18 protein-coding genes are annotated in these 19,355 nt (G+C 37.2%); 10 read left to right on the top strand and 8 right to left on the bottom strand.

Annotated features, from left to right (window positions below; all coding sequences use genetic code 11):
- Positions 1 to 50 precede the first annotated feature (50 nt).
- Together ACNKXV_RS08065 and ACNKXV_RS08060 are read right to left on the bottom strand one after the other, a co-directional pair.
- Entirely contained in the window at positions 51 to 668 is a 618-nt protein-coding gene (locus ACNKXV_RS08065) for a YqaA family protein (protein WP_417907202.1), read from the bottom strand.
- 67 nt (positions 669 to 735) lie between these two features.
- Entirely contained in the window at positions 736 to 1,137 is a 402-nt protein-coding gene (locus tag ACNKXV_RS08060; RefSeq protein ID WP_417907201.1) for a hypothetical protein, read from the bottom strand.
- Positions 1,138 to 1,352: 215 nt separating this feature from the next.
- Between ACNKXV_RS08060 and ACNKXV_RS08055 the strand changes: the two genes are divergently transcribed.
- The 5 genes from ACNKXV_RS08055 (at position 1,353) to cysM (ending at position 6,986) form a co-directional block, all read left to right on the top strand.
- The gene (locus tag ACNKXV_RS08055) at positions 1,353 to 2,063 is read left to right on the top strand and encodes an SDR family oxidoreductase (RefSeq protein ID WP_417907200.1); all 711 of its coding nucleotides are present in this window, start codon (positions 1,353 to 1,355) and stop codon (positions 2,061 to 2,063) included.
- 176 nt (positions 2,064 to 2,239) lie between these two features.
- Entirely contained in the window at positions 2,240 to 4,489 is a 2,250-nt protein-coding gene (locus ACNKXV_RS08050; RefSeq protein ID WP_417907199.1) for an FUSC family protein, read from the top strand.
- Complete coding sequence (locus ACNKXV_RS08045) at positions 4,482 to 4,997, top strand: DUF6155 family protein (protein ID WP_417907198.1); 516 nt, start codon at positions 4,482 to 4,484, stop codon at positions 4,995 to 4,997. The genes ACNKXV_RS08050 and ACNKXV_RS08045 overlap by 8 nt, the downstream gene beginning before the upstream one ends.
- Positions 4,998 to 5,313: 316 nt before the next feature.
- Entirely contained in the window at positions 5,314 to 6,105 is a 792-nt protein-coding gene (epsC, locus tag ACNKXV_RS08040; RefSeq protein WP_417907197.1) for a serine O-acetyltransferase EpsC, read from the top strand.
- Positions 6,102 to 6,986 (top strand): cysteine synthase CysM, encoded by an 885-nt coding sequence (gene cysM, locus ACNKXV_RS08035; protein ID WP_417907196.1) that lies wholly within the window; start codon positions 6,102 to 6,104, stop codon positions 6,984 to 6,986. The genes epsC and cysM overlap by 4 nt, the downstream gene beginning before the upstream one ends.
- 143 nt (positions 6,987 to 7,129) lie before the next feature.
- Here the strand turns inward: cysM and ACNKXV_RS08030 are convergent, their stop codons facing one another.
- Positions 7,130 to 7,684, bottom strand: coding sequence for a hypothetical protein (locus ACNKXV_RS08030; RefSeq protein ID WP_417907195.1), 555 nt, complete (start codon positions 7,682 to 7,684; stop codon positions 7,130 to 7,132).
- A 98-nt stretch (positions 7,685 to 7,782) separates the two neighbouring features.
- Positions 7,783 to 8,499, bottom strand: a complete 717-nt coding sequence (locus ACNKXV_RS08025) for a Crp/Fnr family transcriptional regulator (protein WP_417907194.1) — start codon at positions 8,497 to 8,499, stop codon at positions 7,783 to 7,785.
- A 204-nt stretch (positions 8,500 to 8,703) separates the two neighbouring features.
- On the opposite strand from ACNKXV_RS08025, the gene ACNKXV_RS08020 reads away from it, so the two are divergent.
- Positions 8,704 to 10,218 carry a DEAD/DEAH box helicase gene (locus tag ACNKXV_RS08020; protein ID WP_417907193.1) on the top strand — a complete coding sequence of 505 codons (1,515 nt, stop codon included), beginning with the start codon at positions 8,704 to 8,706 and terminating at the stop codon, positions 10,216 to 10,218.
- On the opposite strand, the gene ACNKXV_RS08015 is transcribed toward ACNKXV_RS08020, so the two are convergent.
- Positions 10,215 to 12,518: a penicillin-binding protein 1A gene (locus tag ACNKXV_RS08015; protein WP_417907192.1), complete on the bottom strand. Its 2,304-nt coding sequence runs from the start codon at positions 12,516 to 12,518 to the stop codon at positions 10,215 to 10,217. The genes ACNKXV_RS08020 and ACNKXV_RS08015 overlap by 4 nt on opposite strands.
- Positions 12,519 to 12,716: 198 nt before the next feature.
- Between ACNKXV_RS08015 and ACNKXV_RS08010 the strand changes: the two genes are divergently transcribed.
- Positions 12,717 to 13,568 carry an SdiA-regulated domain-containing protein gene (locus ACNKXV_RS08010; RefSeq protein ID WP_417907191.1) on the top strand — a complete coding sequence of 284 codons (852 nt, stop codon included), beginning with the start codon at positions 12,717 to 12,719 and terminating at the stop codon, positions 13,566 to 13,568.
- Here ACNKXV_RS08010 and ACNKXV_RS08005 read toward each other — a convergent pair.
- Positions 13,565 to 14,872, bottom strand: a complete 1,308-nt coding sequence (locus ACNKXV_RS08005; RefSeq protein ID WP_417907190.1) for a dipeptidase — start codon at positions 14,870 to 14,872, stop codon at positions 13,565 to 13,567. The two genes, ACNKXV_RS08010 and ACNKXV_RS08005, sit on opposite strands and share 4 nt — an antisense overlap.
- Before the next feature lie 95 nt (positions 14,873 to 14,967).
- On the opposite strand from ACNKXV_RS08005, the gene ACNKXV_RS08000 reads away from it, so the two are divergent.
- The 3 genes from ACNKXV_RS08000 to ACNKXV_RS07990 are packed head-to-tail and all read left to right on the top strand — an operon-like array spanning position 14,968 to position 18,330.
- The gene (locus ACNKXV_RS08000) at positions 14,968 to 16,419 is read left to right on the top strand and encodes a RimK family protein (RefSeq protein WP_417907189.1); all 1,452 of its coding nucleotides are present in this window, start codon (positions 14,968 to 14,970) and stop codon (positions 16,417 to 16,419) included.
- Position 16,420: 1 nt separating this feature from the next.
- Positions 16,421 to 17,641 carry a glutamate-cysteine ligase family protein gene (locus ACNKXV_RS07995; RefSeq protein WP_417907188.1) on the top strand — a complete coding sequence of 407 codons (1,221 nt, stop codon included), beginning with the start codon at positions 16,421 to 16,423 and terminating at the stop codon, positions 17,639 to 17,641.
- Positions 17,638 to 18,330 carry an N-formylglutamate amidohydrolase gene (locus tag ACNKXV_RS07990; RefSeq protein WP_417907187.1) on the top strand — a complete coding sequence of 231 codons (693 nt, stop codon included), beginning with the start codon at positions 17,638 to 17,640 and terminating at the stop codon, positions 18,328 to 18,330. The genes ACNKXV_RS07995 and ACNKXV_RS07990 overlap by 4 nt, the downstream gene beginning before the upstream one ends.
- Positions 18,331 to 18,363: 33 nt before the next feature.
- On the opposite strand, the gene ACNKXV_RS07985 is transcribed toward ACNKXV_RS07990, so the two are convergent.
- Both ACNKXV_RS07985 and ACNKXV_RS07980 read right to left on the bottom strand, forming a co-directional pair.
- On the bottom strand, positions 18,364 to 18,774 hold the full coding sequence (locus ACNKXV_RS07985; protein ID WP_417907186.1) for an OsmC family protein: 411 nt from the start codon (positions 18,772 to 18,774) through the stop codon (positions 18,364 to 18,366).
- Positions 18,775 to 18,912: 138 nt separating this feature from the next.
- Positions 18,913 to 19,344, bottom strand: coding sequence for an FKBP-type peptidyl-prolyl cis-trans isomerase (locus ACNKXV_RS07980; RefSeq protein WP_417907426.1), 432 nt, complete (start codon positions 19,342 to 19,344; stop codon positions 18,913 to 18,915).
- Positions 19,345 to 19,355 lie beyond the last annotated feature (11 nt).

The following is a 19,355-nucleotide window of genomic DNA, read 5'->3' as shown; positions in this document are numbered from 1 at the left end:
AGTTAGCCTTGAACCTTATGAAAAGTTTATAAGCAACCTTTAATAAAGCGTTAAACCATTTCGAATATTACCAGGGCATATAAATAAAACCTGGCGTAACGCAATAAACCAAAAGTAAGGTAACTTAAAAAAGGGAAGCGAATAATCCCGGCAGCAATACTGGTCATAGCAAAAGGAATAGGCAGGAGGGCACCAACGATAATAAGAAAACCTCCCCACTTCCGGGTATTCTTAATGTGCTTAGCCATCTTAACTTCCAGAGCTTCATGAACCGCCGGAATTTTGGTAATAGACACTCCAATCCAATAAGATACCACGCCGCCGAGGTAAGATCCTGTAGCAAGAAGTGTAAGAAATAGAAAGGGTTTGGAGGATTTTCCGGCCCAGGCAATAAATAATTCCGGGGGAATAAGTCCTAATAAAGATTCAGAAATAAAGAAAATGCTTAAAACCTCAAAAGGAGCATAAGTTTCGGTAACGGTGACCAACATTTTCTCTATATCCAGAAAAAAATGATCGATGGCCCATAGGGCACCTACAAATAATAAAATAGGTAACACGGCCTTTTTTAGACTATTCCAAACGAAGGAATAAAAACCGGTATAACTATAATATTGATGTAATAATCTTATACGCGACTTCTTCTTAGATTTCGCTTTATCTCTCATTAATTCCTTTTCTATATATCAAATACCAGTTGCGAAGTTTTAAAAGGCCGTAAAAGAAGATTGATTTTTAATAATCCTCTCCAGCTTCTTCTTTAAGGGCATTTACATATTCCCTTAACTCCATTTCATTAAGCTTATTGGTATGCTCAGACATAAGTGACAGCATATACTCTAAACTTTCCTGACCTACAATTTTTTCAGAAGCCTCTTCAGCCTCAACTTCTAATGGTTCACCATTTTCATCAACTTCAACCGGTTCATCATCCGGGATAGCAATCAGGAAGTCTTCATTTTCACTAATATGTTCGTAGGTTAACCTGGTTACCTTAGCCAGAAGTGGAATGTTTTCTTCCACCACAAGTTTTCTTAATTCCTTAAGATCTTCAACAATCGTGTTGGTAATGATTCCGTTGCGCATTAAATCACGCTGAATCTTATTAAGTAACTTCTGTGCTTTGATATTTTCCAAGGTCTGTTAATTAAATTTATCAGTAATAATCTTTTTGAAATTCAAATGAAAAATCTGAATTTTTCCAGAGCACAAAGTTAATTTTTTTAGCCTTCTATAAAAGTCTTTTTAAAGGTTTTATCAAGTATTTAACCTTTAAAATTAACAGAATCTTAGACCTTTAAATTTCAGGAGAATAAAGGCCTTTAGTAGCTTTAATCCTCAAAAAAATAATTATGAGTTTAGAAAACAAAACAGCACTAATTACAGGTGGAAGTAAAGGAATAGGATACGGAGTGGCAGAAACTCTTCTTAAAATGGGCTATAAAGTAGCTATTACCAGTAGATCTCTGGAATCTGCAAAAAAAGCTGCAGAATCCCTGTCAGCTCACGGTGAAACGCTGGGACTGGAAGCAGATGTAAGAAGTTTTGAAAGTCAGGAAAAAGCAGTAAAACAATTAATGGATAAATGGGGACAATTGGATGTTCTTGTGGCTAATGCCGGTGTGGGTAATTTTGGTTCTATAGAAGACCTTTCCATAGAAGACTGGCAGGAAACCATTGACACGAACCTTACCGGTGTTTTTTACAGCTTGAAGGCAAGTGTGGATGCTCTTAAAAAAACTGAAGGTTACATAATCACCATTTCGAGTCTTGCAGGTACTAATTTCTTTGCAGGTGGAGCTGCCTATAACGCAAGTAAATTTGGAGTTACCGGGTTTACGCAGGCAGCGATGTTAGATTTAAGAGATAAGGGTATAAAAGTGAGTACTATTATGCCAGGTTCTGTAGCGACTCATTTCAATGGGCACGAACCAAATGATAAAGATGCCTGGAAAATTCAGAAAGAGGATATAGGGGAGTTAGTTGGTGATCTGCTAAAAATGAATCCGCGTACTCTACCGTCTAAAATAGAGGTTAGACCATCACGTCCACCACAAAAATAAGGATCTTAATATCCCTAAGATTTTAAGCCGTTCTATTGGAGCGGCTTTTTATTTTTAAATCGGAGCCGGTTTTAAGAAAAAGCAGGAACTTAATTTAGGGTTAATTACATAAAATTGAATGAAACATCAGGTATTTTAGGTAGATAGATTAATTTCAACATCTCAAAACAATTGTATTGAATAAGCATTTCAAAAAATATCGCGATGAGCTTATAAAATTTCTGCGGAGTACAGATTTTTCCAAAGCCATCGTTTTGACTATTGCGATTGTAATTCCCATAGGCATATTCTCAAATCTGGGAATTCTGGAAGTTGGGATTAGCATTGCTATGGGTTGCTTGCTTTCTTCTCCAAGTGATGTTTCGGGGAGTTTTAAACACAAAGTTCTCGGGATTTTGGCTGCGGCAGTGCTGGGAAGTTTTTCATTTTTTATCGCCGGTTATTCCGAAACACTAGTATGGGCCGTAATTCCAATGCTACTCCTTACAATGTTTTCAATTTCTTATTTATCTGTGTATGGATTCCGGGCCTCATTGGTAACATTTTCCGGCCTATTGGCCGTAGTGCTAAGTTTTGCCAATATTTCTTCTGAAATTGAGATCTGGGAAAAGTCACTTTTAATTTTCACCGGTGGGATCTGGTATATGATTGTTAGTGTCAGTTGGTATCTGATTAAACCTGAAAGAGCTACAGAACAGTTGCTGGCTGAAACTATGGAGATTACGGCGGAATATTTAAGGCTTAGAATTAAGCTGCTTCAATCTGACGCAAACGTAGAAAAAATTCAGCGGCGGTTATTTCAGAAACAAACTGAATTAAATGAACATCACGAAAGCTTAAGGGAGTTATTGATCAATTATAGGAGGTCTTCCGGAAGTTCCGGTTATGCCCGCAAACGTTTACTCATTTTTATCGATCTGGTAGACATGCTGGAACTGGCGATGGCGAATCCTCTGGATTATGATAAAATGCGGGAGGTGATGGAGACCGATAGAGATGAAATAAATGCCTTTAGTGATTTATCCTTAAGAATTGCAGATCAGCTCGATCTTATTGCCCTGGCCGTTCATAAAAACTCCAGATTGCCGGAAAATGTGGTGCCAAAATATTTAAAGGCTACCAAAGAATCACTTTTAAAATTCCGGAATAAAATTGATGTTACCCAAAAAAGAGAACATCTGCTTCTTTTACGAAATCTCTATGATTATCAGTCCAGGCAGGTTCAAAAAATTAATAATATTGACCGGATTCTGCGCAATTTAGAAGGGAAAAGAAAGATTTTTAAAGATAAGGAGGTAAAACAATTTCTTACGCAACAGGAATATAGTTTTAAAACCCTTGTTACTAATTTTAATTTTACTTCGGCCATTTTTAGACATTCGCTTCGCCTGGCTATTGTAGTTTTGGTGGGTTATCTGGTAGGGTCTTATTTCTCTGTTCAAAATGCCTATTGGATACTTTTGACCATAGTTGTTATCATGAGGCCCAATTATGGACTCACCAAAGAAAGGACAAGAAAAAGGATCGTGGGTACTCTAATTGGAGGGGCCATTGCAACTGGTATCGTTTATATCACGCAAAGTCCGGCCGTATATGCAGCATTAGGAATTTTAAGTCTTACGCTTGCCTTCTCATTAATTCAGAGGAATTATACCACTGCGGCGATATTTATAACCCTGAGTATTATTTTTATTTACGCGTTGCTTCAGCCGGAAGTGCTTAATGTTATACAATTCAGGATTCTGGATACCATGATTGGGGCAGGATTAGCAGCACTCGGCAATCTGATTTTATGGCCTAAATGGGAGCTTCAGAATATAAATAATGTAATAGCAGGTTCCCTGAATTCCAATCTTGAATATCTGGATGAAATTGATAAATATTACCACGATAAGGAAGATCTTCCCGTAAGTTATAAGCTTGCCAGAAAGAAAGCATTTTTGCAAATGGGGGAATTAAGCGGCGCTTTTCAAAGGATGACCCAGGAACCTAAATCTCAGCAAAAAAAATTAAGTCTTATCTACGAGATTGTTGGGCTAAACCATACATTTTTATCTGCACTTGCATCCCTGGGAACTTATATTCGAAATCATCCTACTACAAGGGCTTCTTCAGATTTTGAAACTTATACTGAAGCGATTGCTTACAATATGAAAAATGCTGTAAACATACTTCATCATAAAGATTTTAAAGATCAAAAACCGGAAAAGGTAACTGAAGCCGGGAAATCATTACATCAAAAATTTGATAAACTCGCCAGGGAAAGAGATCTGGAAATCGCTTCCGGTAAAGAGCGTATTGATGAAGATACCAGATTAAGACTACAGGAAGCCCATCTGGTGACAGGCCAACTGGAATGGTTAATGGATATTTCAGAAAAAATAAAAGAAAACGTTTCAAGAATTACACTTCCAAATAATGAGTAAAAGAGCATTTAAGAAATATGTAAAATCACTGAATAAGGAAGATCTGGAAGAACAAATCATGGATCTGTATGAAAGGTTTGATGAAGTTAAAGTGTTCTATAATTTCGTTTTTAATCCAAATGAAGACAAACTGGTAAAAGATGCGAAGTTTAAAATTGGAAAAGAATATTTCCCTCCCAATAATCGTCGGCCTAAAAAACGACGATCTGTAGCCCACAAGCTTATTAAACATTTTTTAAAATTAGGCATGGAACCACATGCCCTCGCAGATGTGATGTTTTATAATGTGGAGATCGCTCAGGCATATGCCCATGGAAAAGACACCATTACCGAAGCCTTCCATAAGAGTATATTCAAATCTTTTGAACAGGCTGTAACCTATGTAATAGAAAATGGGATTGTTGAAGAATTTAAGGAGCGAATAAAAAAGATCACTATTGAAGTTCACGATGCCAATTGGGCTAATTCCTATAATTTCGTGGCGATAGCAGACAGGGTGCTGGAATAATTAAAAAAGCCACCCTTGTGAGATGGCCTGCATAAATTTTCAAAATGTAACCTAAAATTACTTTTTAGGTTTAGCCTGTGGCTTAGACTGTGGAGCTTTTTTTTCAGTACTCTTCTGGTCCTTTTTTGGATTTTTTTCTTGTGCCATTTTTTTAAAATTTAATACCCTAATTTAATATTCATACCAATTGCTAAATACCGCTTTGGCAAATGTTTAACGAAGAATTAGTACTTCTCATTAAAGCCTTGGTAAAGCATTGACTATTCTTTCTGAGTTCATTCCATTTCAGTAAATTTGATAGACTATAACACGACCTATGGAATTAGAAAAAATAATCGCACAAATCGAGGAGCAAAAAAATCTTCCTAATCTTAAACTTAGTATTAAAGAAAAAACCCAGGCCTTTACTCATAAATTATTCTATACTTTATTTGACCGGCAAACTCCGGTTAGAGATAATTTGATGGAACTTGGAATGGATTTCGAAGTTTTGTCAAAACTGGTATGCTGGGAACCGGGTTCTCCTTGTCAGGAAATCTGGAATGATTATGTGCAAATGCTACCTGAAATTCTTGAAAAACTAAATCTTGATGCTCAGGCAATTGCTAAAAATGACCCTGCAGCAAATTCAGTAGAAGAAGTTTATTTATCCTATCCCGGGTTTTTCGCGATTGCTACTTATAGATTAAGCCATGAATTATTTAAATATGGTTTGCCGCTTGTACCAAGGTTAATGACGGAATGTGCGCATAGTATAACCGGTACAGATATTAACCCCGGAGCGAAAATTGGAAATTCCTTCTTTATAGATCACGCCACCGGAGTGGTTATAGGTGAAACGGCGGTTATAGAAGATAATGTAAAAATATATCAGGGAGTTACCCTGGGGGCTTTGACCGTAAATAGAACCTTAAGAAATAAAAAGCGACACCCTACCATAAAAAACAATGTCACCATCTATGCAAATGCTACCATTTTAGGAGGAGAAACGGTAATTGGTGAAAACAGTATAATAGGAGGGAATGTTTGGTTAACCAAATCTGTTCCTGCAAATTCTATGGTTTCTCATACTCCACAAATAACAATAAAAAATACGGTGCAAAGATGAATGATTCAATTCTAAGATTAGTTGGTAATACCCCTTTGGTTAAGGCTAATAATATTATAAATAAACCCGGGGTTGAGCTGTATTTCAAGCTGGAAGGACAAAATCCCGGAGGAAGTGTGAAAGACAGGGCAGCTTATAACATGATCAAAAGTGCCCTGGAACGGGGAGATATCGATAAGAATACAAAACTCATTGAGGCTACCAGTGGTAACACGGGAATAGCCCTGGCTATGATCGCCGGTATTTTTGAATTGGATATAGAGCTGGTAATGCCCGAAAATTCCACTGTTGAAAGGGTGCAGACGATGCGTGCTTACGGGGCAAAGGTTACGCTTACCAATTCTGATTCCGGGATTGAAGGTTCCAGAGATTATGCTGAGGAGAAAATGGCCACAGGCGAGTATTTTATGCTGAATCAATTTGGGAATGACGATAACTGGAAAGCTCATTATAAAACGACCGGACCAGAAATTTGGAATGATACCAATCACAGTATAACTCATTTTGTTTCTTCCATGGGGACTACGGGAACTATTATGGGAACAAGTACTTACTTAAAGGAAAAGAATAAAGACATACAGATTGTGGGCGTTCAACCTACAGACGATTCCCGGATTCCAGGAATAAGAAAATGGCCGGAAGCCTATTTGCCTAAAATATTTAATCCGTCTAAAGTTGATCGGGTATTGGAAGTAAGCGAGGATGAAGCATCAGAAATGACGAGGAGACTTGCTAAAGAAGAAGGAATTTTTGGAGGAATGAGTAGTGGAGGAGCTGCGGCTGCAGCGGTAAGGCTATGTAATGAACTCGATAGTGGCTTGGTGGTTTCTATCGTGTGCGATAGAGGGGACAGGTATTTGTCTTCAGACCTTTTTAGATAAAAGAAGAAAGAGCTGTAAAGGATTTCGCGTTAACTCTGTGATGAATGATCGAAGAGATCATTTAATTAACTACTATTCCAACCTTAACTGCCTGTATTAATTGAAGAACTACAGGATTAAAATTCTTTACAGCTCTCTTAACTTTAAAACTTCTCAATAGAGGCTACCCCGGAATTGTATTGGGCAGGTATAATTTTAACTCTCTCACGATCGTTACCTTTTTCAAGAATTACAATGTACTTTTCCTTATCAATTCTATCTTGCTTTCCAAATGCCATATACTTATTCTTAGTCATTGTCCAGCCTTGATAGTTTCCATAAACCTGATTTCGGATACTTGGTGGAAGGTTTATATTGGTAAACCTTTGCGAAGTCTCCAGTAAATTTCCATCTAAATCATAACTTGCAGATAGTTGACCTTTAGAACTTTTAACGGTTACTACTATATCCCCGGCATTAACATTTGCCTCCTGGATAAAACGTTGAATGTCAAAATTTCTAATCATAAATTTGATGGCGTCTCCTTGAAATTGAGCGGCGTATTTCTCTTTTACTTTCACAACACCATTTTGATAGTCTTCAAATACAATTTCTGCAGTGGGGTCAAAATTCAGCCGGGTTTCATCCAGTTGAATAACCTGAGCAAAGGATCCTACAGCCATTCCCAGTGCGAGTACTAATACGATGAACTTTTTCATGATCTTAAAAATTTATTGATGAATAATTGATTTTTTAGAATACTTAAAAGTAAGTTAAATTTAACATGCTGAAAATCACTTAAGTAGCACAAGGAGTTTTATTTTGAATTATTATTCTCTTTCTCCAATTCTTTGATCAAAAGATCCAGATCTTTTATTTGAACTTTATTTCGCTGAAGTTTAATCGATCCGTTCTTTTTTAAAATTTGAAGATGCCGGTTTACTACTGCGCGGGTAGAGCCAATGAGATTTGCCAGCTCTTTATTGGGAAGGTCGTTGATATATCTTAGTTTATTGGATTCTTCATCAATATTGGAAAGCAATAGCTTCAGCAATCGGGTAGATATATTGGCAAAAATCAGCTCTGAAACGTTCGCTTCCAGGGCTCGCATGATCTTTCCGGTATAACTGAAAAATGATTCAAAATGGCTGGGATTCTTTTTTAGCCAGGTTCGCAGGTGATCCATATGGATTCCCAGTACATTTATATTATCTATACATTCATAATATACCTTATGCGCAGCACCGTCTAAAAGGCAAAAGAGATCAAAAACATCACCTTCTTTCAAAAGAAAGAGGGTATGCTCTTTTTGGCTGATCTCATCAACGTTATACATTTTGATCCGGCCGGAAGTAATAATATAAAAATGTTGCAGAAATTTCTGTTGGTTAATGATGCAGGTTTCCTGTGTCCAGGTCTCTTCATGAAAATCTGCTAACAGGTCAAACCACTGGGGTTTGCTTAACTTGGCAAACAACTCACATTTTTGAAGGGACTCTTCGTAATTAGAATATAATAGTTCAGCTGAATTCAAGACACCGGATTTTTAGTTAATAAACTTCCGGGGGAATTGTGACTGACGAGTTTGAAGTCTGAAATTCAGAATTTTTCAGTAAAGCTAATTTACGCAAAATTCAGCTAAGAGGTTTAATAAATAACGACTCTTATTCTCCAATTAATTTTTGACTAAAGTTTAAAATGCCTTATTTTTGCAAAATTGCTTACTATAAAGGACTCTATGGCGTTAGAAACATTTGGAATTGAAAAAAAGAAAGTCGACAAGAAATTATATGATTATCAACAAAAGGATATAAACAAGATTTTTGGGGTAATCGAAGAACACCCAGAAAATTATAACCTTCTCTATCAGCTGCCTACCGGTGGTGGAAAGACGGTGATATTTTCCCAGATGACCAGGGAATATATTCAAAGAACCAATAAAAAGGTTCTGATTCTTACTCACAGAATTGAGTTGTGTAAGCAAACCTCAAAAATGCTTTCCGGGTTTGGAGTACGTAATAAGATCATTAACAGTAAAGTTAAGGAACTTCCAGATCAGGATGACTATATGTGCTTTGTGGCCATGGTGGAAACCCTGAATAACAGGCTGAATGACGAGAAACTGGAAATTGAGGATATTGGATTGGTCATCATTGATGAAGCGCATTACAACTCCTTTAGAAAGCTGTTTAAGTTTTTTGAAAAGTGTTTTATCCTTGGAGTAACGGCGACCCCATTAAGTTCAAATATTAAACTTCCCATGAAGGATAATTACCGGGAGCTTATTGTGGGAGATTCAATTTCAGGTTTAATTGAAAAAGGATTTTTGGCCCGCGCCAATATCTATAGCTATAATGTTGGGTTAACCAACCTTAAAGTAGGGATGAATGGTGATTATACCGTGAAATCATCAGAAGAACTTTATTCCAACTACAGTATGCAGGAAAAGCTTTTGAATGCATATTATGAACGATCAAGAAATAAGAAAACCCTTATTTTTAATAATGGTATCAACACTTCAGTAGAAGTGTACCATACTTTTAAGAATGCAGGTTTACCTATCAGGCACCTGGATAATACTACCAGTAAGCAGGATAGAAAAGATATTTTAAAATGGTTTAAGCATACGCCTAATGCCATTGTAACCTCTGTAAGTATTCTAACCACCGGTTTTGATGAACCTACCGTAGAAACCATTGTATTGAACAGAGCGACGAAGTCTCTTACTCTTTACTTCCAAATGATTGGGCGTGGTTCCAGGGTGCTAAAAGACAAGAGCGAATTCACCGTAATTGATCTTGGTAATAACATGGCCAGATTTGGGCATTGGAGCAGCCCGGTAGATTGGAAACAGATCTTTAGATCTCCGGATTTCTACTTTGAAAATCTGCTGAGTGATGATGAAATTGAAAGAGATTTCCAATATCAAATGCCTCCTGAAGTAAGAGAACTATTCTCTAAAACAGAGGATGTCACCTTCAATGTGGAAGCTGCTTATGACGAAGTGATCAAAAAAGGATTAAAATCCAAGGCAGTTTTGGAATGGTCCATGGAACAACATGTAAAAATGTGTGTGGAAAACAGTGAAGATGTTTTTGATGCACGTATTCTTGCCAAAGAGCTAAAGGATGACATTTCTTCCCGCATCAAACAATATTCTTACTGTATAAGTAAAAGTACCAAGAACTACCGTGACTGGCTGGAAGAAGACTATTCAAGAAAATTAAGAATGGAGATAAATAAACAATTTTAATTATCGTCTTTCTTTCCAAAGAGACGTTTAAAAAATCCTTTCTTTTTCTTATCACGACGATCGTTCTTTGAGCGGTCGTCTTTTTCTTTTTTACCCGAAAATAATCTTTCCAGGAAATTGTCACGTTCCTTAGGTGGACATTCCATCATCTCTGCCAGACTTGACGGAAGCGGAGCAAACCTCGCATTAGTTACATCTGCAAATGATGCATCGGCATTCATTTTTTGCAGAAGTTTGGCGAATATTGGCAATGCAGAATTCGCACCCTGACCTATGGAAGTATTCCGGAAACCAATTCTATGATCATCAGATCCTACCCAGGTTACACAAACCAGGTTAGGAGTTATTCCCACAAACCAACCATCTTTATTATTCTGGGTTGTTCCTGTTTTGCCGGCTATATCATTCCTTAACCCATATTTATAACGCAGTCTTACCGCAGTACCTTCATTAACTGTGGCCTCCATCATATTAAGCATGATTTTTCTGGTATCTTCAGAAAAGGCTTTGGCCTTTGAAACCTGAGGCTCAAAACTTGCCAGAAGATTACCTTCTCCATCCTCGATTCTGGTAATATAATAAGGCTTCGTATAAAAGCCATTATTTACGTAACTGGTATAGGCGCCGGCCATTTCAGTTAAACCAAGAGAAGCAGTTCCTAATGCAAGGGATGGATATGGTGGAAGTTCAGATTCGATTCCCATCCTACGTGCTTGGGAAACGACATTGTTAATTCCTGTTTCCATAAGGACTTTAACGGCAATGGTATTCATAGATCTGCTTAAGGCAGTTTTTAGATTATAATTCATATGTGGATCATCACCTTCAGAAGAAGAATTTGAAGGAGTCCAGTCATTATCATAAGTAACTTCCCGAACAGAAAAATATGCACAGGGATCCATTCCGTTTTCCAATGCAGCGGTATACACAAAGGGTTTAAATGTTGAACCCACCTGCCTCTTACTTTGTGCTACATGATCATATTTAAAAAACCTGAAATCTACACCTCCAACCCAGGCCTGCACAGATCCATCCTCTGGAGCCACAGCAAGTAGTCCTGAATTTAAAAATTTCAAATAATGGGAAATACTGTCAATGGTGCTGATATTCCTGGTTTCCATTCCATTATAGGTGAAAACCTCCGTAGGTCTTTTCTCTTCCATGCTAAGCATGATCTCCTTCTCACCTAAACCTTTTTTAAGAAGTTTTTGATAGCGGGGAGTCCTTTTAATGGCATCATTTAAAATTTTTTTATTAGTATCCCAAGGCCCATATTTGCCATAGGAATTTTCATGTTCCTTCTGCAATTGGGACATATGCTCCAACACAGCTTCTTCAGCAAGTTTTTGCATTTCATAATTAAGGGTGGTATGTACTATGAGTCCATCCCTGTAAATGTTATAGGTATCTCCATCGCTGTTTTTAAGGGTATCCAGAATGCTGCTTACATCTTTCCTTATCTGTTCTCTAAAATATGGAGCAATTCCCTTGTCATGACTAAAACTTTTATAGTCGAGAATTAAAGGTTCAAGTTTCGCTGCTTCAGCTTCTTCCATTTCCAGGTAACCATATTTTGCCATTTGCATTAAAACTACATCTCTCCTAAGGCGGCTACGTTCCGGGAAAATTCGCGGATTATAATAATGACTGGCCTTTAGCATTCCTACTAAAACTGCAGCTTCGGTCAATGAAAGGGCAGAGGTTTTTTTATTAAAAAATTTGAGAGAAGCACTTTCTATTCCGTAGGTGTTATCACTAAAAGGTACGGTATTGAAATAGAGCTCCAGGATTTCATTTTTGGAATAGATATCCTCCAGTCTTTTCGCAATAATGGCTTCCTGAAGTTTATTTACAACTATTCCCAAAGGGCCAAAATCTTTCCGCCCATAGATGTTTTTCGCCAATTGAAGGCTAATAGTACTTCCGCCACCGGCAGAATCGTCCTGTAATAATATGGATTTTACAAAAACACGCAGCAAACTGCGATTATCAATCCCGTCGTGTTCATAAAAGCGGGTATCTTCAGTAGCAATAAGAGCCTCTATAAGGTGAGGTGGAAATTGTTCAAAATCGATTGGTTGTCTGTCAAATATGTAAAATTTCCCAATAAGTTTTCCATTTGAGGCCAGTACCTGAGTGGCTTTGTTTTGTGTAAGTTCGGTCAACTCTTTTGAACTTGGGATCTTACCCCATACGCCAAAATATATACTCCCGAAGAGAAGGAAAAATAAAGCGACACCAGCTGCAATCACAAGGAGTGACCACTTTAAAATCGGGTTTTTGCTAATCTTTTTTAACATAATTTCATTGTAGGGATAGCAAATAAACAAATGTTTCTTTCAGCTGATTAATTTTTGAATTTTTTTAACCAAAAATTATAATCCTTGAGCCATGTTTTGGATCGGCTATTTTTAAACCGAAGGACCAACTTCAAAGTATTGTTAATCTTTTTGCATCAGTTCAGCTTAATTGTAATTTTAGGTAGCAAAAATTTCTTTATGAATAAATGGGCTCTTGGGATCATTGCTGTCGTTCTGTTAATAGCTGCAGTGGTCTATGGTATTTATCAAAAAAACGATTATGATTTTAACGATGCAACCAAATCTTATGAGGTTGTAAACACCTGGGAGTTACCTGAAGAATTAAATGAGATTTCCGGATTGCATTGGATGGGGGATGGCCGTATAGCCTGTATTCAGGATGAAGATGGAATCATTTTTATCTACGATCTCAATTCCGCTAAAATTATACAGAAACACAAATTTGCCTTAGCGGGAGATTATGAAGCAATAACCTATTTGAATGAAAATTACTGGGTGGCTAAAAGTTCTGGAGAGCTTTTTAGAATTGAGAGTATAAAGCCTAAAGAAAAAATTGAAGCCGGGATTAGGCTTGAGCTTAAATATAATAACAATATAGAAGGAATAGCTGCGGCTCCGGATGGGAAGATTTGGATTTCGTTTAAAGACAGAAACCTTAAAAAGGAAGGAGATTATAGAGGGTTATATGCTTTTGATCCCAAAACCAACAAACTGGACCCTGAACCAGTGGCAAAAGTAAATTATAAGGATCAAAAATTTGATCTTTTAAAAACCGGCAATCCCCGTAAACTTTTAAGACCTTCAGATATCGGTTTCCATCCGCTTACCGGTGAACTTTATATTCTGGATGCAGAATTCCAAAAGCTTATAATCACCAACACTTCCGGCAAGATCAAAAAACTTCATTTACTGGATCCTGAAGAATTTTCACAACCGGAAGGAATTACTTTTAGTGAATCTGGCAGGATCTTTATTTCAAATGAAAATTTAGGAGGTCCGGCCAACATCAAGGAGGTCAAATTTCACTAACCTTCTTCCTGAATTCTGGCGGCAACATCTTGTACTTCATCAAGTACTCTCAATAGATTTTCACCCCATAATTTGGCAATTTCCTCTTCGGTATAACCTCTCTTTACAAGTTCCAGAGTAACATTAAAGGTTTCTGAGGCATCATTCCAACCTTCAATTCCACCGCCTCCATCAAAATCGGAACTTATTCCCACATGATCAATTCCAATTTTTTGAACCAGATAATCAATATGATCCACAAAATCTGACACATCTACCGGTTTTACTGTTTCCTTTAATTTCTCTATTTGCGGTTCGGCAGCTCTCCTGATTTCACCAAATTTCTCATAATAATGTTCCCGATCGTCGTCATCCATTGTGCGTACACTGTCCCTGGAAAGAATTTTAAAATTCACTTCAGCAGCTTTTTCCTTGTATATATCCTGCTTAGCAATAGCAAAAGCTTCATGCTTTTCCTCCTTAAGATAGGAGCTGAAGGCTACAGTTTGGACAACGCCACCGTGTTTTTTAAATAAACCGAGTAATTCATCGTCAAGATTCCGGCTATGATTGCATAAGGCTCTGGCAGAAGAATGCGAAGCGATTAATGGAGCTTTGGATTCCTGAAACATTTGCCTGATCGCTTCTTTACTGGGATGAGATACGTCAATCATGATACCGTACTTGTTCATTTCGGCAATTGCTTCTTTTCCCAGCTCACTTAGTCCATTATATAGCCATTCGTTATTTTCTTCGCCGGTATTGGAATCGCAAAACTGACTATGCCCATTATGAGACAAAGACATATATCTGGCTCCTTGATCGTAAAATTCTTTAATTCTTGACAAGTCGGTTCCTATAGGATACGCATTTTCTACGCCTATCATTGCTACTTTCTTGCCTTGAGCAATCAAATCCCTTACTTCAGCTGAAGTTGTTGCCAAACCAATCTTATCAGGAGCATATTCCGTAGTAAGTCTATGGATGGCATCAAATTTACTAATGGCATTTTCATAAGCTTTTCTATAGCCTTCCTCAGTTAGATCCTCCTGCCCGGTATAAACAATCAGCCAGCTAACGTCCAGATCTCCCTTATCCATTTTAGGCAGGTTAACCTGGGTGGAAAGATCCTGAGTATAATTTTTATCGTTGGTGAAATTTTTAATATTGATGTCGTTATGAGTATCTATGGTTATAACCTTCTCATGAATTGATTTTGCCCGCTCATAAAGATCAGGATCCACCTCCTGAGATTGAGAAGATAAAATTGAAGAAAAGAGTATAATCACAGATAATGGAAATTTCATAACCTTAATATTTTTCATTTGCAGATGAATTTAAGAATTAATATTAAGCTATCCTTAAATTCTGAAATTAGATCAAATTTTAATATACATTTGATTAAACTTTTGAAGATTTAATGAAGAAATATATTGTAGTCAATAAACCTGAAACCTGGACAATTTCACCTGATAATACTCAGATAATTTCCTCTCGTGACTACTTAACAGATCCCGCTTTTTCCAAATTAAAGAATGCGCGGATCTTTAACCTTTGTAAAGATTATTCCTATCAATCCAAAGGCTATTACGTATCCTTACTGGCAGAAGCTCGTGGACACTTGGCTATCCCAACCGTACGGAATATCGTGGATCTGGCAGAGCCTAAGCTGGTGCGCATCGTGTCTGATGAATTTGATGACCTTATACAGAGTTCACTTAAAAACATCAAGTCTCAGGAATTTACGCTTAGCATCTATTTTGGTCAGAATGTAGCAGCGAAATACAGGGAGTTAAGCAGCATGTTCTTTAAACATTTTCAGATTCCACTATTGCGGGTGAAATTTAATTTCACCACCAAATGGAATATTAAAAATATTAAGGCCATTGCAGAATCTGAAATTCCTAAAGAACACATGGAATCTGTCCTGGTCTTTGCAGAGCAGTATTTTTCCAAGAAAAGATATGACACTCCAAGAGTCACAAATTATGATTATGATCTGGCCATCCTTGTAAAACCTGGAGATGTAGCACCTCCCAGTAATGCTAAAGCCCTGAAGAAATTTCAGGAGATAGGAGAGAAAATGGGGTTCTATACAGAAGTAATTTCTCCTAAAGACCTTTCCCGGCTTTCCTCTTTTGATGCGCTGTTAATTAGACAAAGTACCGAGGTTAATAATGAAGCCTATGCTTTTGCCAGAAAAGCGGAACAGGAGGGACTCGCGCTGGTAGATTTTCCTGATGCCATCCTAAAATGCTGTAACAAGGTTTTTATGGCTGAAGCTCTGGAAAATGCCAATATCCCTACGCCTAAAACAATGATTGTACATAAGGACAATAAAGATCTGGTCCTGGAAAATATAGGATTGCCTGTTGTTTTAAAATCTCCGGATTCAACGTTTTCGTTTGGGGTGAAAAAAGCAAAAACTTCAGAAGAGTATAATGAGGTTGTGGGCGCAATGTTGAAGGAATCTGAACTGGTAATAGCTCAGGAATTTATGCCTTCAGAATATGACTGGCGAATAGGGATTCTTGATGGAAAGCCTTTTTATGCCTGCAGATATTACATGGCAAAAGGCCATTGGCAAATCTATAACTGGGATGCAAAAGTTAAGGATGATCAGGATGGGAATGCAGATTGTTTGCCAATTGAGAAAGTCCCGAAATCCATTATTAAAATTGCAGTTAAAGCTGCCAAGTTAATGGGAAAAGGCCTTTACGGAATCGATGTAAAAGAAATTGGATCCAAAGCAGTGGTAATTGAGATCAATGATAATCCCAATATAGATGCGGGAGTGGAAGATAGTTATTATGGCGATCAGGTATATATTGATATCCTGACTGCAATTAAAATGAGGTTAGATAATAAATAATATGGCATATCATCTTTTTGAGGTTTATGGGATCGAACTGGAATACATGCTGGTTCATCAATCTACGTTAAGGGTTCAGCATTTGGTGGATGCGTTAATGACCAGGAAAAACGTAACCCTTGTCTCTGATATTAGTAACGGAGAGCTCGAATGGAGTAACGAGCTGGTTGCCCATGTGGTCGAAATTAAAACCAATGGTCCCGCAAAAAGTCTGGAGGGTCTGGAAGATGTTTTTATTCAGAATGTAAAGGAGATCAATAGTCTTTTAAAAGAAATTGAATGTAAGCTGCTGCCTGGTGCTGCACATCCTTTTATGGATCCAATAAACGAGACAAAGCTTTGGCCACATGATAATAATGAGGTCTATACTTTATACAACAAGATTTTTAACTGTAAAGGTCATGGCTGGAGTAATGTACAAAGTATGCATATCAACTTCCCCTTTGCAGATGATAAGGAATTTGAAAAGCTACATGCCGCAATTAGAATCCTACTTCCTATAATTCCGGGTTTAGCTGCGAGTTCTCCCATCCTTGATGGGAAATTTACTGGATACAAGGATGCCCGGATGCATTATTATAAAACCAATCAAAAGGAAATTCCGCATATGACGGGAAAGGTTATTCCCGAGCAGGTCTTCAGTAGAAAGGATTATCATACAAAGATCTTTAATCCTATTACTGAAGCTATCAAAGGTTTTGATTCTGATAATATAATGGATCATCATTTTCTTAACTCCAGAGGTGCAATTTCCAGATTTGACAGGAATGCCATTGAAATCAGGATAATTGATATACAGGAAACCCCATCAGCAGATATTGCTATAGCAGCTTTTATAGCCGAAACTTTAAAATTACTGGTAAGTGAGGAGCTGGTTTCACTGAAAGATCAGAAATCATGGCATGAGGATGACCTGTTTTTAATTCTTGATGATGTGATTAAAGATGCCGAAAATACTCTGGTGATCAATAAAAAGTATCTGGCCATTTTCGATATACATAAAGAAGCCGATGTTAAAACCATCTGGAAAAAGATCTATGAAAAAATAGGGGATAAGCTATCTGAAAATCATCAGAATCACATTGAATTCTTGTTACAGAACGGCAGTCTCTCCACACGAATTCTAAAAGCAATTCGCGGAAATTTTTCTGAAGATAATATCAAAAAAGTTTATAATAAACTGGCAGACAGCCTTGCCAACGATAGAATGTTCAGGCCTTGAAAACAGTTATAACCTGTGAGCACGCGACCAATCATATCCCCGAGGCTTATAAATACTTGTTTGCTGAGAATAAGAAGGTATTATATACTCATGAAGGTTATGATCCTGGTGCATTCGATACTTTTGAATTTCTAAAACATCTGGCTGATTATTCTAAATATCAGACCATTGGCAGACTTCTGGTAGAAACCAACAGATCCATAGGGCATAAATCACTTTTTTCGAGATTTTCAGCAGATCTTAATATTAAAGAAAAGAAAGAGGTTCTTGATGCCTATTATTTTCAATATAGAGATGCTATAGAAAACCAAATTTCGGAATATATCAATGCCGGGGAAAAGGTTTTACATTTATCAATTCACTCATTCACTCCCCAATTGAACGGAATAATACGTGAATGTGATATAGGAATTTTATACGATCCCGGAAGGTCTCTTGAAAAAGAATTTTCCAAAAAGCTAAAACGAAGCCTTATAAAAGAACTTCCCGGTTTAAGGTTGAGATATAACTATCCCTATTTGGGGAAGGCAGATGGATTTACAACTTACCTGCGGAATAAATTTAAAAGCAATTATGCAGGCATAGAGATTGAGATTAACCAAAAGTGGGCTGAGGACGAGGTTATGCCGTTGGGAATTAAGGAGAGTTTTTACAAAGCCATCCAAAGTATAAAACAAAAAAAGCCCTGAACAGGGCTTTTATATTATGTGTGAGATTCTGATTTATTTCAGATCGTATTCCAGAGTAACTTCAGCTTTCAAGAGCTTTGAAATAGGACAATTTTCTTTAGCTTTATTAGCGATCTTATCAAATTGATCTTTATCTATTCCCGGAACTTTAGCATCAAGAATAAGATGTGATTTCTTCACCTCACCATTTTCAAAAGTTATTTCAGAAACAGTACTAAGCTTATCCGGTGCAAATCCTTCTTCAGTTAAGAACGCTGAAAGTTGCATGCTAAAACAACCTGCATGAGCGGCACCCACAAGTTCTTCAGGATTAGTCCCTTTTCCATCTTCAAAACGGGTTTTAAAAGAGTATTGAGCATCCTCCAGAACACCACTTTCTAGACTAATTGTTCCTTTACCTTCTTTTAGTGAGCCGTTCCAAACAGCTGAACCTTTTCTTTTCATAATTTAATTATTTGATTTACCCGTAAATTACTACCTAAATAAAGAACACAAAAAGAATTATAAAAACCTTAACCTGACTTATTATCATAAAAAAAGCCCGGAATACAATTCCGGGCTTTCGATATAAGTTTTGAACTATTATTTGATCTCTACAACTTCAAGATCAAAAATAAGGTCTTTACCTGCAAGTGGGTGATTAGCATCAACCACAATAGTTTCATCCTTAACATCTGTAACTACAAGGTTGATCTCACGTCCATCAGGTCCTTTAGACACCAATGGCATCCCAACTTCCGGCTTAAGCTCCTCTGGTAATTGATCTTTTTGAACTTCCTGGATCAACTCATCTTTTGGTTCTCCATAAGCTTCCTCTTTAGGTATATTGATGGTCTTTTTTTCATTAACTTCCATACCGATAAGGCCTGCTTCAAAACCAGGAATTAATTGACCCTGTCCTAAAGTGAACTCTATTGGCTCTCCACGTTCTACTGAACTATCGAAAACCTGGCCATCTTCTAATTTTCCTGTGTAATGTACCTTTACGGCATCGTTTTGCTTTACTTGACTCATAAAAAGTATTT

The sequence above is a fragment of the Christiangramia aquimixticola genome, assembly GCF_048285835.1.
Taxonomy (GTDB): domain Bacteria; phylum Bacteroidota; class Bacteroidia; order Flavobacteriales; family Flavobacteriaceae; genus Christiangramia; species Christiangramia aquimixticola.
The sequence above is the reverse complement of the archived record's forward strand: the minus strand, read 5'-3'. Positions and strand labels throughout refer to the sequence as shown.

Bases quoted from the DNA above. Each gene is read 5' to 3' on its own strand.
- ACNKXV_RS08030 (WP_417907195.1), bottom strand. From the start codon at position 7,684: ATGAAAAAGTTCATCGTATTAGTACTCGCACTGGGAATGGCTGTAGGA.
- ACNKXV_RS08000 (WP_417907189.1), top strand. From the start codon at position 14,968: ATGAAGAAATATATTGTAGTCAATAAACCTGAAACCTGGACAATTTCA.
- ACNKXV_RS07995 (WP_417907188.1), top strand. From the start codon at position 16,421: ATGGCATATCATCTTTTTGAGGTTTATGGGATCGAACTGGAATACATG.
- epsC (WP_417907197.1), top strand. From the start codon at position 5,314: ATGGAATTAGAAAAAATAATCGCACAAATCGAGGAGCAAAAAAATCTT.
- ACNKXV_RS08065 (WP_417907202.1), bottom strand. From the start codon at position 668: ATGAGAGATAAAGCGAAATCTAAGAAGAAGTCGCGTATAAGATTATTA.
- ACNKXV_RS08010 (WP_417907191.1), top strand. From the start codon at position 12,717: ATGAATAAATGGGCTCTTGGGATCATTGCTGTCGTTCTGTTAATAGCT.
- ACNKXV_RS07985 (WP_417907186.1), bottom strand. From the start codon at position 18,774: ATGAAAAGAAAAGGTTCAGCTGTTTGGAACGGCTCACTAAAAGAAGGT.
- ACNKXV_RS08020 (WP_417907193.1), top strand. From the start codon at position 8,704: ATGGCGTTAGAAACATTTGGAATTGAAAAAAAGAAAGTCGACAAGAAA.
- ACNKXV_RS08045 (WP_417907198.1), top strand. From the start codon at position 4,482: ATGAGTAAAAGAGCATTTAAGAAATATGTAAAATCACTGAATAAGGAA.
- cysM (WP_417907196.1), top strand. From the start codon at position 6,102: ATGAATGATTCAATTCTAAGATTAGTTGGTAATACCCCTTTGGTTAAG.
- ACNKXV_RS08005 (WP_417907190.1), bottom strand. From the start codon at position 14,872: ATGAAAAATATTAAGGTTATGAAATTTCCATTATCTGTGATTATACTC.
- ACNKXV_RS07980 (WP_417907426.1), bottom strand. From the start codon at position 19,344: ATGAGTCAAGTAAAGCAAAACGATGCCGTAAAGGTACATTACACAGGA.
- ACNKXV_RS08015 (WP_417907192.1), bottom strand. From the start codon at position 12,518: ATGTTAAAAAAGATTAGCAAAAACCCGATTTTAAAGTGGTCACTCCTT.
- ACNKXV_RS08055 (WP_417907200.1), top strand. From the start codon at position 1,353: ATGAGTTTAGAAAACAAAACAGCACTAATTACAGGTGGAAGTAAAGGA.